At 45.3% G+C, this 13,597-nt stretch carries 11 protein-coding genes; all 11 read left to right on the forward strand.

Features of this window, described 5'->3' with window-relative positions; all coding sequences use genetic code 11:
* Positions 1-31: 31 nt before the first annotated feature.
* The 11 genes from SCJ97_09200 to SCJ97_09250 all read left to right on the forward strand — a co-directional run bounded on the left by SCJ97_09200 (position 32) and on the right by SCJ97_09250 (position 13,588).
* On the forward strand, positions 32-745 hold the full coding sequence (locus SCJ97_09200; GenBank protein ID MDW7740215.1) for a hypothetical protein: 714 nt from the start codon (positions 32-34) through the stop codon (positions 743-745).
* 92 nt (positions 746-837) lie between these two features.
* The gene (locus SCJ97_09205; GenBank protein ID MDW7740216.1) at positions 838-1,647 is read left to right on the forward strand and encodes a hypothetical protein; all 810 of its coding nucleotides are present in this window, start codon (positions 838-840) and stop codon (positions 1,645-1,647) included.
* 29 nt (positions 1,648-1,676) lie between these two features.
* The gene (gene tatC / locus SCJ97_09210) at positions 1,677-2,444 is read left to right on the forward strand and encodes a twin-arginine translocase subunit TatC (protein ID MDW7740217.1); all 768 of its coding nucleotides are present in this window, start codon (positions 1,677-1,679) and stop codon (positions 2,442-2,444) included.
* Between the two features lie 93 nt (positions 2,445-2,537).
* Complete coding sequence (locus SCJ97_09215) at positions 2,538-4,070, forward strand: hypothetical protein (protein MDW7740218.1); 1,533 nt, start codon at positions 2,538-2,540, stop codon at positions 4,068-4,070.
* 119 nt (positions 4,071-4,189) lie between these two features.
* Positions 4,190-4,675 carry a prolyl-tRNA synthetase associated domain-containing protein gene (locus SCJ97_09220; GenBank protein ID MDW7740219.1) on the forward strand — a complete coding sequence of 162 codons (486 nt, stop codon included), beginning with the start codon at positions 4,190-4,192 and terminating at the stop codon, positions 4,673-4,675.
* A 42-nt stretch (positions 4,676-4,717) separates the two neighbouring features.
* A complete protein-coding gene (locus SCJ97_09225; protein MDW7740220.1) occupies positions 4,718-6,511 on the forward strand; it encodes a sigma 54-interacting transcriptional regulator in 1,794 nt (597 codons plus the stop codon).
* A 356-nt stretch (positions 6,512-6,867) separates the two neighbouring features.
* Positions 6,868-8,442: a BCCT family transporter gene (locus SCJ97_09230; GenBank protein MDW7740221.1), complete on the forward strand. Its 1,575-nt coding sequence runs from the start codon at positions 6,868-6,870 to the stop codon at positions 8,440-8,442.
* A gap of 112 nt (positions 8,443-8,554) precedes the next feature.
* Positions 8,555-9,187 carry a corrinoid protein gene (locus SCJ97_09235; GenBank protein MDW7740222.1) on the forward strand — a complete coding sequence of 211 codons (633 nt, stop codon included), beginning with the start codon at positions 8,555-8,557 and terminating at the stop codon, positions 9,185-9,187.
* Between the two features lie 20 nt (positions 9,188-9,207).
* On the forward strand, positions 9,208-10,686 hold the full coding sequence (locus SCJ97_09240; protein MDW7740223.1) for a trimethylamine methyltransferase family protein: 1,479 nt from the start codon (positions 9,208-9,210) through the stop codon (positions 10,684-10,686).
* 27 nt (positions 10,687-10,713) lie between these two features.
* The gene (locus SCJ97_09245; protein ID MDW7740224.1) at positions 10,714-12,729 is read left to right on the forward strand and encodes a hydantoinase/oxoprolinase family protein; all 2,016 of its coding nucleotides are present in this window, start codon (positions 10,714-10,716) and stop codon (positions 12,727-12,729) included.
* A 64-nt stretch (positions 12,730-12,793) separates the two neighbouring features.
* The gene (locus SCJ97_09250) at positions 12,794-13,588 is read left to right on the forward strand and encodes a methyltetrahydrofolate cobalamin methyltransferase (GenBank protein MDW7740225.1); all 795 of its coding nucleotides are present in this window, start codon (positions 12,794-12,796) and stop codon (positions 13,586-13,588) included.
* The last annotated feature ends 9 nt before the right edge of the window (positions 13,589-13,597 follow it).

The raw sequence follows: 13,597 nt of genomic DNA on the forward strand, positions 1-13,597 counted from the left end.
CTGTTACTTTTTAAAGGAGGCAAAGAAAAGAGTGCAGCTTAAATTACTTTGGGAACTACAGGAGTTGGATTTATCCATCAGGGAGTTGGATCAAAAAATCGAAAATGCGCCACTGCAAAGTGGAGTTGATGAAACAGAACAAGAGGTTGAAGAAGAAAAAAATGCTCTTGGCGAGCTTGAAAACCAGCTAAAAGCAGATCGGAAAACGATGAGGCAGTTGGAGATGGATACCCAGAAAATTGATGATGACCGGAAGGAGCTAACCGATAACCTCTACAGCGGCAAAGTTACGAATGTAAAAGAGTTGGAACAGATGCACCGCAAACTGGATCTGTTGGCAGCAGAAAAAAAGAAACTGGAAGACAAGATCATTGTTTTGATGGAATCAATTGAGGAACAGGAGAAAGCGATCGCCGATTTAGATAGCAAACTGCAGGGAAGTGTAAGAGAACTTGAGAAAAAGAAAAACACCCTGGCGGCGGATCTCGAACGGTTTAAAGCTGAACGAGTTGAGCTGGAAGCAAAAAGAAACCTTCAGGCGGATAAAATTGAACCGAAGTATATGAGCAAATACAATATTTTGGCGGCGAAAAATCAGGGAAAAGCCTTAGCGATGGTAACCAATGATCTTTGCGGGGGCTGCAAGGTTTTTATATCATCAGGTTTAAGCGGGCGGCTTTACAATCAAGACGCAATGGTGTATTGTGAAAACTGCGGGCGCCTGCTGGTCAGGTTTGACGACTGACAGGCAGCTGCATTTTTTGCATTAAGACTATAAATATAAGATATTGATATAAATAACAGCGGAATTATTGGTATGAGCCGGAGGGATTAATAGTGGCACGAAAAAAGATTAAAGCGAAAGATTTGAAGAAACAGCGGTGGGCGGCGATTATCGCCGGGGTACTTGCTGTGGGGATGCTTGCTTCACTGGGAGGGGTTTACCTGGCCCAGAGCATGGGGAACAGTACGCCGAGCCTTCCGGGACAGGCTAACGATCCACAACCTGAAGATTACCTTGCCTACTACAAAGCGGAAGTGGAAAGGCTTGAAACTTACCTGCAGGAGCATGAACCAACAGTACCTGTGCTGATGGAATTGGCGGAGAATTATCGGTATCTGACTTTTATCCAGCAGGTATTTTTTGATGATGATGATGAAACTCTGCAGGATTATCAGATCAAGCTGGCTTCGGTTTACCAGTCTCTTATCGATCTTGAACCCGATAAACCGGAATATCGTTTGGAACTGATCTATCTCTATCTTGAATCGGGTGGGGATCTTCAGCCGGCTTATGACCAGGTAACCCTCCTGCGTCAGCAGCTGCGGGAGAATCCGGATCCGCTGGTTCACCTCTCGCTGGTCGGAATTCTTAATTCCGCGGGCGAGAAAGAACTACTGGAAGATGATCTTGATTGGCTGTACGGGTATCTCGATGAGAAAGTTACATCTGACACAGCAAGCAATGAAGAGCGCTTCTACTATGCTGTTCTGCTGGGTGAATATCTGGATGACCAGGCAACTGCAGAAACAGTTTTGTTGGATATAATGGAGCAGGAAAATGAAGAAAGTCAAATTTACCAGGAGGCAATGAATTACCTTAACTACCTTTCCGGTGACAGCGCCTCCATCGAATCAGGCGAATAATAACTGGAAGGATGCGTTACTGAAGTTCTATGGAAAGAAAAGAACTGATCCGCCTCTTTGAGGATTTACGTAAGCGGTTAATTATAATTACTGTAGTAGTATTTGTTTTTGCAGTGATCAGTTTTACCTTCAGCGACTATATTCGTCATTTAATGCTTATCCCCGGCGACCTGGCTTATTCTAGATTTCTGGGGGAAGGGCATGAACTGCAGTTGATTTTTCTCACACCTTCGGAAGCTCTTCTGGCCAATATCAGGCTGGCTTTTATAACGAGCGCAACGGTTACCCTGCCGATAATACTCTATCAACTGCTGGCTATCGTTACAACAGTTGTCCGCATGCCCAGAAGATCGGCTCTTATATTAACTTTAATTATGTATGTTCTATTCGCAATGGGTATTGCCTTTGCCTATTTTGTGGTTCTCCCCTTCGCACTAAATTTTTTCATCGGTTTTTCAGGGCCAGATCTAGTTCCCAACTTCAGTTTTGCCCGCTACATAGCTTTTATAACTTCATTTGTTTTTTCATTTGGCCTGGTCTTCCAGCTTCCTGTTCTTTTCTGGTTCCTGGGCAGTATAGGCCTGGTAAACACCGGATTTTTGCGTAAAAACCGTAAGTTTGCCCTATTAATAATTGTAATTTTTTCTGCGGTTCTGACCCCCCCCGACATCTTCTCCCAGGTTCTCATGGCTATTCCACTCATGATGCTGTACGAATTGGGCATTTTCATGGTTTATCTTGCCTGGCGTAAGAAAGCCCGCCGGATTACAGCCGATACTCCGGAAGTTCAGGAATAACCTGCAATGCAGTCATAATGCAGGGAAAAGAAATGAACTTGTAGAAATTCTTCCAAAGATCAAAAATCATGTACAGAAAGGCAGTCGATATCTATGAAGTTGGCCGGTAACGGTGAATACCGTGGTGATTTGCTAAATAATAAGCCACATGGCAAGGGGACTGTAACCTGGCCGGACGGAAGCCGGTATAGCGGTGACTGGGAACACGGTTTATTCCATGGTGAGGGCACTTTTATCTGGTCTAACGGTGATAAATATGAAGGTCAGTGGTATAAGGACCGGATGCACGGTAAGGGGACCTATATATTTGCCGATTGGCGCCGCTACGAAGGCGAGTGGGAAAATGATCAGATGCAGGGTTACGGCATCTATTACTGGCCGAGCGGTGAGAAGTACGAAGGAGATTTTGTTGGCGGCCTCTACGAGGGTGATGGAACCTACTCCTGGCCTGACGGGAAAAGTTATCGTGGAGAGTGGAAAAATTCTTTTCGACACGGTGAAGGAGATATGATCTGGCCAGATGGGAGAACATATACGGGGCAATGGTTTGAAGATCGCCGGCAGGGCAGTGGAGTGCAGATCTGGCCTGCCGGGAGAAAATATGAAGGGCAATGGAAAGAAGGCCGCATGCATGGAAGCGGTTGTTTTACTTTTACCGATGGTTCAAAATTTGAAGGTTATTTCAAAGAAGGAGAATTTACTGCAAAGGGCAGTTTCTGCTTTTCTGATGGAGCAATTTTCGGGGGGCGACTTGAGGAAGGGTTGCCTTCCGGAAAAGGGATGGTTCTTTTTCCCGACGGGAGAAAGTTTAAAGGTGAATTTGAGTACGGAATTGATACCGGACAGGGTGTTTTATACTATCCGAATGGTTCAAAGTACACTGGAGAGAGTAAAAACAATTTACCGCATGGAGAGGGAACAATAACTTTTCATGATGGTTCCAGATTTTCCGGTTTATTTCGTAAAGGCAGGCCGACAAACAACGGCAGGTATTATTTTGCCGACGGTTCAACCTATCAGGGTGAGCTGAATTACGGCCGGCCGAACGGAAATGGGGTAATAACCGGTAAAGCGGGTTTTTCCTACAGCGGCGATTTCGTTGATGGTTACAGGTCTGGAGATGGAGTTCAGGTGTGGTCGGACGGAGCTGAATATTCAGGCCAGTGGTTTGAAGATGAGATGCATGGTGAAGGGACCTATAAAGCTGCAAATGGTGATTTTTATGAAGGTCAGTTTGTACAGGGTCGATGGAATGGAAAGGGTACCCTGACCCGCAGTGACGGTTCGGTATGGCAGGGTGACTGGAAAAATGGTTTACTGCATGGTCGGGTCAGCTGCCGATTTGCCGATGGTGGGCACTATAACGGTGAATTCTCTGAAGGTAAGTTTTCCGGTCATGGAGTGCGTATATGGCCAGATGGCCGTGAGTATCTGGGCCGATGGTGGAATGGTCATCCAAACGGGAAGGGAACAATGAAACATGCAGATGGTCGTTCGCATACCGGGTTCTGGTTTTTTGGACGCGAAATTGGTGTGCATTCTATCGGCTCCGGCAGGGTTGAATCAAAAAGAGGTATCTGGTTTTTTGGGTACGGTCCATTCCTGGTTCGGGATTACGGTAGATAATCGTGCAGAATTTGACATGATATCATCGACATGTTAGCATTTTTAAAGTACAGCTATTAAATAATAGTTCTGTTCATCAAGATGCAGCCTAAGGATTTTGAAAGGAGAGAACACCTTTGATCAATGAAACTGAAAAGAAAGTATATGATACCCTTGAAGGACTTGGAATTAGTTATAAAAGGTACGAGCATCCGCCGGTTTTTACCGTTGATGAAGCAAAACAATACTGGCAGAATATTGAAGGAGCTCACTCAAAGAATTTATTTTTAAGAAACAATAAAGGCAATCGCCATTACCTTGTAGTCCTGGAAGATACAAAAACTGCCGACATTGGTGGTTTATCTGAAAAGCTTGCATCCGGAAAGCTGAGTTTTGCTTCCGAGCGCCGCCTTATGGAGCATCTTGGTCTCGAAACCGGAGCTGTATCCCCCCTGGGGATAATCAATGATCTAAAAAAAGCTGTTACCCTCGTTCTTGATAAAGATTTAAAGCGACATGAAACTGTAAATTTTCACCCCAATGTTAATACGGCAACAATCAGTATCGCTTACAATGATTTTGAAAAGTTTCTAAAGCATTTTGGAAATGAGATAGTTTATATTTAAACCTGATTTATTTGCAGGGCAGATATTTATGGAGGACCTTTCATGAAGGAGTTAAAAAGCATACAGGGGTTTTTACAACAGGTAACCGGAGCTTTTGCCGGAGTGGTTGATATTGAGATCGGGGTTATCAGTAAACGCCTGGAAGTAATAGCCGGAAGCGGCTATTTCGAAAAAGAGGTTGGGGTGGTTTATGACGAAGGCTGCATGACTTCCAAGATATTGTCATCACCGCATAACGATTCAATATTAGTCGAAAATACCACTCATGCTGTATGCTGTGCCGACTGTGATTACTCTGCCAGATGTGACGTTCTTGCATTCATGATGATGCCCATCCTTTTTAATGAAGAAAAAATAGGCAGTATATCATTGCTGGCTCTTACCGAACAGCAGCGTCGTAAACTGCTGAATCAGTATGAAAAAATGCAAAACTTCCTCAATAAACTATGTAATATGATAACTATCTCCCTGAATGAAAAGAAAATGGAAAGCAGGATTACCAGCCTGATGAACCAGTTCAGGGATGTTATTAATTCTGTATATGAAGGGGTTATTGCCTTCAATTCACAGGGCAGAATAACCAATATCAATAATGCGGCCAGGCAGATTTTAAGTCTTAAGTTGGATAGTCACCTGGGTGAGCATATAAGCGTCCTCTTTCCTGACTTTAACCTGAATGAAGTTTTCAACAGGCAGGAAACTGAAGACGACAGCCAGTACTACGGTAAAGAGATTATCTATATCGATTCGGATAACGAACAGCTGCGCCTTTATTATAATATTACACTTATGTATGAGGATGATCGCATTTCCGGGGCGGTAATATCTTTTCGTAAAAAAGAAGAAGTGGAGGAAATGGCCAACCGGATTATCAAGGAAAACAAAAAAACAACTTTTTCGGGGATTATCGGTACCAGCAGTGAATTAAACGAGATAAAGAAAAAGATGAAACTGATAGCCTCCACTGATTCAACAGTATTGATTCGTGGTGAAACCGGTACGGGAAAATCAGTATTCGCCCGGGCCATACACGAAGAAAGTCCGAGAAGGGGCAAGCCTTTTATCTCGATCAGCTGTGCGGCCATTCCTGCTCCCCTGCTGGAATCTGAACTTTTCGGTTATGAAGAGGGTGCGTTTACCGGCGCCCGTAAAGGTGGAAAACCCGGTAAGTTTGAAATGGCCCATGAAGGAACAATCTTTTTGGACGAGATTGGTGATATGCCCCTTGATTTCCAGGTTAAATTGCTCCATGTGATTGAGAATAAAAATATTGCACGAATCGGCGGTGTTTCTTTCAGGGATGTAGATGTTCGCATTATTGCCGCTACCAACCGCAACCTGGAAGAACTGATCGGGGAAGGGAAATTCAGGGAAGATCTTTTCTATCGTATCAATGTTATACCTTTCACCCTGCCTCTTCTCCGGGATCGCAAGGATGATATTTTGCTCTTAATGCATCATTTTCTTGATTACTATTCAAAGCGTCTGAATAAAAATGTAATTGGTTTCCAGGATGATGCCAGGGAGGCCATGCTGGTTTACCCCTGGCCGGGGAATGTCCGTGAGCTGGAAAATGCCATAGAATACGCCATAAATATCGAATCTGATTCCAAAATTTCAAGGAAGAGCCTTCCCGAAAAAATTACCAGGCATTACGGAGTTGCTGATCCAGGTGGATTTGAAGATTTGACAATACTGGAGAAAAAGGCCATTAAAGCGGCTTTGCTTAAATACGGGAATACCACTTTTGGAAAAGAAAAAGCAGCATCAGCCCTTGGCATTAGCAGGGCAACACTTTATCGAAAACTTAAATCAATCCAGCAGGATGTTTCTTGATATGAGAAAACTTCTCATATTGAGAAAACAGCAGCATTCGCTTATTTAGCCGTCTTTAAAATATTCTGATGATTTTAATTTTCTCATATTGAGAAATATGGACTGTTTCAATTAAGAAATGGTCTTTTATTATGCTTAATTTAATAGGTTTTTTTAAGCATGGCTCTCTGTTGTTTTATGGCATGACTATTGCTTTATTAATAATTTAGCAGTTAGTAAGCATTTTTAATTCTGGTTAAATGCTCTCGAGCATCTTATCGGTGTTGTTTATTTTTGTTTTATTAGAAAGGGGATGTTAGATGGGGAAAGTAGTCGTGCCGTTTTTCCGCAAATAAATTTTAAGGAGGTATTTTGATTTGCAAAACGGAGGTAGTCTTTATACAAAACCAACATTTTTAATTGCTCTTATCGTAATGGTAATCTTTGTTTTATTAGGTGCTGCTGCGCCGGAGGCTTTTGGTGTCGCAACAGGTAATGTTTTTAGCTATATGGTTGATTCTTGGGGCTGGTCGTTTATCCTTGGCACCAGTATCTTTCTTTTTTTGATAGTTTTCTTACTGCTAAGTCCTGTTGGTGAGATTAAACTTGGTGGAGACGATGAGAAGCCCGCATACAACAATGAAGTCTGGTTTGCTATGCTCTTCAGCTGCGGCATGGGTATCGGCCTGCTTTTCTGGGGTGTATCCGAGCCGATCTGGCATTACATGTGGCCGCCGCTTGGAGAAGCTGGTAATGCCGGGACTATTCACGTGGCTATGCGCTATGCTTTCTTCCACTGGGGCTTCCACCCCTGGGCTATTTATGCAGTAGTGGCCGGCTCACTGGCCTACTTCTCTTACCGCAAAGGTTTGCCCATGCTGCTCAGTTCATGCCTGGAGCCTATCCTTGGCCGTAAAGGAATTGAAGGTCCCTGGGGTATTCTGGTAAATATCATCGGTGTATTTGCCACCCTCTTCGGCCTGGCCACATCGTTGGGTCTCGGGGCTATGCAGCTTGGCGCCGGATTGGAAAGCCTTTTCGGTATTCCTAGCACTCCGGCAATTTGGGTTACTATTGTGATAGTTATAACTGCCGCAGCGGTTATCTCAACTTCGACCGGTATTGATCGCGGCATTAAGTGGTTGAGCCAGATTAATATCGTGGTAGCCGGTTTGTTGATGCTGTTGGTATTTATTGTCGGTCCGACCCTCTTTATTCTTAACCTTTTAACCCACTCTGTCGGTGATTATCTGCAGAATATCATCTACATGTCGTTCGGACTTGATGCTGCCGGAGAAAATACTGAAGGTTGGTATGGAGCCTGGACCATCTTCTACTGGGCCTGGTGGATTGCCTGGGCACCTTTTGTAGGTACCTTTATTGCCCGTATTTCGAGAGGCCGGACGATCCGCAACTTTATTGTCGGTGTTATGCTTGTTCCTGTTGCTGTCAGCGTTGTCTGGTTCTCCGTTTTTGGTGGTTCAGCCCTCTGGATGGAGCACTTTGGCGGTGGCGGTATCGGGGAAGCAGTATCAGCTGATTCCGCGATGGGTTTCTTTGCCTTGTTGCAGAATCTGCCGTGGTCTGGCTTACTGATAGTTGTTGCCATGTTTTCGGTGGCAGTGTTCTTCATTACATCCTCAGACTCGGGGACCTATGTTAATGGTATGCTTACATCAGGCGGAGATCCTAACCCGCCTCTGCCCCTGAGGATTACCTGGGGAGTTCTTGAAGGAGCTATCGCTGCCATTCTGCTCTTTACCGGCGGCGCCGGTGCTTTGGGTTCACTTCAGACAGCATCTGTTGTTGGAGGGTTTCCCTTCATGATTATTATGTTCCTGATGCTATACTGCCTTTTCAAGTCACTCTATGCAGAGATGCGCGATGGTACTCTACCTCTGGAGAAAAAGCGGATCCAGGATGCTCTGAAGGAATTGCAAGCTGGTAAATAAAGAAAAAGCAATATATAGTAGAGTTAAGGTATATTCCGCCGGATGCACTTTGCATCCGGCGGTTTATGCCACTCAATAAAAAAAAGAATAGTCAGAAAGGAGTGTTTACTTAATGGCAGATTTTGAATCTTTAGCGGGAGCCATTATTGATTGTAATGCGGCAAAAGCCGGCGAGATAACCCAGCAGTTGGTTGATGAAGGCGTTAAGCCGACAGAGATCATCAACAAAGGGTTAATCAGCGGGATGAATGTGGTAGGAGACCGTTTCAAGAAAGGCGACATGTATGTTCCCGAAGTGATGATGGCTGCGAAGGCGATGCATGCAGGGATGAATATTGTGAAGCCCTTGCTGGTGGAAGGTGAGAGTTCATCGACCGGCAAGGTAATATTGGGCACGGTAGCCGGGGACCTTCATGACATCGGTAAGAACCTGGTTGGGATGATGATGGAATCAGGTGGGATGGAAGTAGTGGACTTAGGTGTGGACGTTACACCTGAGAAATTTGCGCAGGCTGTCAAAGAGCACAAGGCGCAGGTAGTGGGCTTGAGTGCGCTGTTGACGACGACGATGCTGGCGATGAAAGATACGATTGAAGTATTGAAGGAAGAAGGTTTAAGAGATTCGGTCAAGGTTATAGTTGGTGGAGCGCCTGTAACCCAGGACTTTGCCGATGAGATTGGCGCCGATGGATGGGCACCTGATGCCGCTTCGGCCAAGGACCTTGCCCAGAAACTGGCCGGTTAATCTAACCGCTCTTAAACCAAGTGGAGAAAGGAGAATTTGGGAAAATGAAAAGTTGCTTTAAAGCACAGGGATCAACTTTCCTGCAGGTTCTCTCGGACGACCAGTGCCGGCGGTTGGTAGCAGCGGCGATGGAAGTTTTGGAAAGGACCGGAGTTACATATTTAGACGATGAAGCAGTTGACAGGATGAAAAAAGCAGGTTGCTATGTAGACGGTAAAAGGGTTCGGATACCTTTTAAGCTGGTTGAGAAAGCCCTGAACACTGTTCCGAGAAAGGTTTCACTCTGCAACAGCAGGACCGGTAAAAGGGTTATGGAGATGGAAGGCGGGAATGCTTATTTCGGAACCGGTTCCGATACTCCCAATTTTATTGATCCTTACACCCAGGAGAGAATTAAAGCAAGCAGGAAGACTGTTCAAATGGCCACCAAGGTCATCGATGCACTTCCCAATCTTGATTTTGTAATGTCCCTGGGTATTGTCCAGGATGTTCACCAGCTGGTATACGATCGCTACCAGTTCGAAGCCATGGTCCTGAATACTTCCAAGCCGATCGTTATTACTGCGATCGATGAGCCAGGCTATTCAGATATCATCAAAATGTGCGAGTTGATAGCCGGCGGGGAAGAGGAATTGAGGAACCACCCGTTTCTTACTCTTTATGCAGAGCCGATTTCACCCCTGCAGCACCCCAATGATTCAGCGCGCAAGCTGATGTTGGCAGCGAAGAAGGGACTACCTGTTGTATATACACCGTGTATCATGGCCGGCGGAACAGTACCGGCTACACTGGCCGGAGCCATGGCTAACGGTCTGGCCGAAAGCCTGAGCGGTTTGGTTCTTAACCAGGTGACATCGGAGGGCAGCCCGTTCATCATGGGCGGCGTATTTACCGTTATGGATATGCAGACCACCATATTCTCATATGGTTCACCGGAATTTGATCTGATGATGGCTGCTCTGGCAGATATTCATCATTATCTTGATCTTCCCATGTTCGGCACCTGCGGATGTACTGATGCAAAAGTTGTTGACGAACAGGCTTTGATTGAGGGTGCAATGTCAATTCTGCTTACAGCTCAGGCAGGAGCAAACCTGAACCATGATGTGGGATATATTGAGCATGGTAATACAGCATCGCTTGAATACCTGACAATCTGTGACGATTTAATTGGTATTGCCCGCAAGATAGTCAGCGGTATTGAGGTAAGCGACAAAACCCTGGCCCTTGATGTAATTGACAAAGTTGGCCCGGGCGGACACTTCCTCGGTGAGGAGCATACAATGAAGCACTTCAAGGAGCAGACCTGGTATCCCCGCTTGTTTGAGCGCCAGATCTATGAAAATTGGGCTGCCGACGGTTTTAAAACTCTCTTTGATAAAGCCAATGATAAAGTAATAGATATTCTCGAAAATTATGAACCTGAGCCTCTGCCGAAAGATGTGCAGCAGAAGATCAAGGATATCATTGCCGAAGCAGAATCTAAATTGAACAAGTAAACCTTCTACATATTGGTGGGATATATCATGGCAAACCTGGCTTTAGGGATTGACACAGGGGGAACATTTACCGATGGTGTAATATTCGACCTGGAAAAAAAATCAGTAAAAGCCAAAACGAAAGTGGAAACGACCAGGCATAATCTGACCTTTGCTGTAAACCGATGTCTAGATCAACTGATTGAAGCATTTCAGGAGAGCAACAGCGGACAGGTAGATATAGGGCAGATCAAGATGGTTTCCTTATCCACTACACTAGCCACCAATGCCATAGTTGAAGGTCAGGGAGCCGAGGTAGGTCTGATCCAGATCGGTTTTGAAGCCCGGCAGGACCTACCTACTCCCTATGTCGCAGTAGTACCGGGTGGTTGCAATATCAAAGGCAGGATCAGGGAAGAACTTAATCTCGAAGCGATCGAGAAGGCAATCCTGGATATGAAGGATCATGTTGATGCCTTTGCTGTATCCGGGTACTTGAGTATCAGGAATCCGATCCAGGAAATGCAGGTTGTCGAGATGATCCAGCGGCTCACCGGTTACCCGGTTGTTGCAGCACACCAACTGAGTACAGATCTTGGAATGCATGAGAGAACTGTCACGGCAATTCTCAATGCCCGACTGATGCCCCTGATTACCGATTTAATGAATTCTGTCAAGCAGGGTATGGAGAGGCTTAACATCGAGGCTCCGCTCATGGTGGTCCGGGGTGATGGCAGTTTGATCAGCGAAACGAAAGCCCGGGAAAAGCCGATCGAGACAATCTTGTCCGGACCGGCCGCCAGTATAATCGGAGCGTTGACGTTAACCGGTGTTGAAGAAGGCATTGTCATTGATATGGGAGGGACCACCACTGATGTTGCCGTTCTCAGAAATGGCAGGCCTTCGCTGAATAAAGAAGGGGCGAGTGTGGGAGGATGGTTAACCAGGGTCAAGGCAGCCAAGATCACGACTATCGGCCTTGGTGGAGACAGCCTCATCCAGGTATCGAAAAATGCAGTACTTTCAATCGGACCGCAAAGGGTATTTCCTTTATGTTGGATCGCTTCAAAGTACCCTTACCTGACTGCTGAACTGGAAGAAATCAGGCCGATTGACTATGCTATTATGGATACTCAGCCATCGATCATTTTGAACTACATCAGGGATCCGCTTAATATTAAACTCACCGCAACCGAAAAGCAAATAATAGATTTGATCAAAGACGGGCCTCATACACTCCATTACATCAGCCGGAAATTGCAGAAAGAGATTGACCTTTTGCCCTGGCATCGACTGGTTAATGTTGCTTCCGTTCACCGGGCGTCGTTGACTCCAACAGATATTTTGCATTTCCAGGGCAAACTGGAATTATGGGATATGAAAGCTGCTGAATTGGGAACGGCAATGCTTGCAACCCGTTACCGTCAGTCACCAGCTGAATTTGCTGAAAAAGTTTTGGAAGAGATTCTTTTTAAACTTGCTGCGCTAACCCTGGACCGTCTTCTTGAAGAAGAGGGTGTAGTCCTATCACTTGCGGATGAAAAAGCTGCCAACTATATGCTGAGGAAGATAATTAGCAGAGATAATGGAGATACTAATAGTCAGGTTAAATTTTTTACCAGTCTGAATCATCCCATTGTAGCAGTTGGAGCTCCTGTCGATGCTTATTTTCCTGAACTGGCCGACAGGCTTCAGGCAAAACTTTTTCTGCCACAGTATGCCGATGTGGCCAATGCTGTTGGAACTGTCAGCGGTCAGGCAGTTGAAAGGATCTCAATATTAATTAAGCCCGGAGAGGGTGGAGGTTTTTTGGTTCACAGCCCTTACCAGAGAGAATTTTTTATGATCTTTGATGAAGCAGTAGATTATGCATACCGAGAAGGTAAAAAATATGTTTATGAACAGGCTTCTGCAGGAGGAGCGGTTGAGATAGAAACATTGGTTGAAAGACAGGATCGCTACAGCAAGATTACTTCTACAGCAGAAGGAGATTCAATTGACAATAAACTCTTTATTGAAAGTATAATAGAGATATCAGCCGTTGGTAAACCCTGGAGCGGCTAATCATAAACAATATTGTAGAAGGAGGTTTGGTTACCGGTACATTTCAAAACCGGTAAAGCGAAAAATGATTATTATCGGAGAATTGATTAATTCAACCCGCAAGGCGATCAAGAAAGCTATAGACGAGCAGGATGTGGCCTATCTTCAGGATCTGGCCCTGAAACAGGAAGAGGCGGGAGCAGACTTCATTGATGTCAATGCCGGAGCATATGTCCATGATGAGGCAAAACACCTGGTCTGGTTAGTGGAGAAAGTCCAGGAGGTCGTTAGCAAACCTCTGGCTCTTGATAGTCCTGATCCGAAAGCTTTGCAGGAAGCATTAAAAGTACATAAAGGTGTACCCATGATTAACTCAATAAGCCTCGAGAAAGAACGTTACTCACAGTTGGTTCCCCTGGTCAAGGAAGCAGGAACTGAAGTGATTGCTCTCTGCATGAGCGATGAAGGTATGCCTGAAACCGCCGATGACCGGCTGGATGTAGCGAAAAGGCTTCTTGACAACCTCGATAAAGATGGAGTTGATCTGACAAAGGTATTTCTAGATCCACTGATCAAACCGGTTAGTGTCAATGGAGAATATGGGCCGCAGGTCTTGGAAGCTATTGAGAAAATAAAAAACCTCGAATCCGGCTGCCATATCACCAGCGGGCTGAGCAATATTTCTTTTGGTTTGCCACACCGCGCTCTTTTGAACCAGGCATTTATCGTGCTTGCCATGGGACGCGGGATGGATTCAGCGATAGTTGATCCGCTGGACAAGAAGAAGATGAGCCTGGTAAAAGCAGCGGAGGTTATTCTAAATCTCGATCCCTATGCCATGAATTATCTGAAGGCGTCCCGTGCCGATAAACTGATTTAACAGGACAGG

It is taken from the genome of Bacillota bacterium, assembly GCA_033549065.1.
Taxonomy (GTDB): domain Bacteria; phylum Bacillota; class Dethiobacteria; order DTU022; family DTU022; genus JAWSUE01.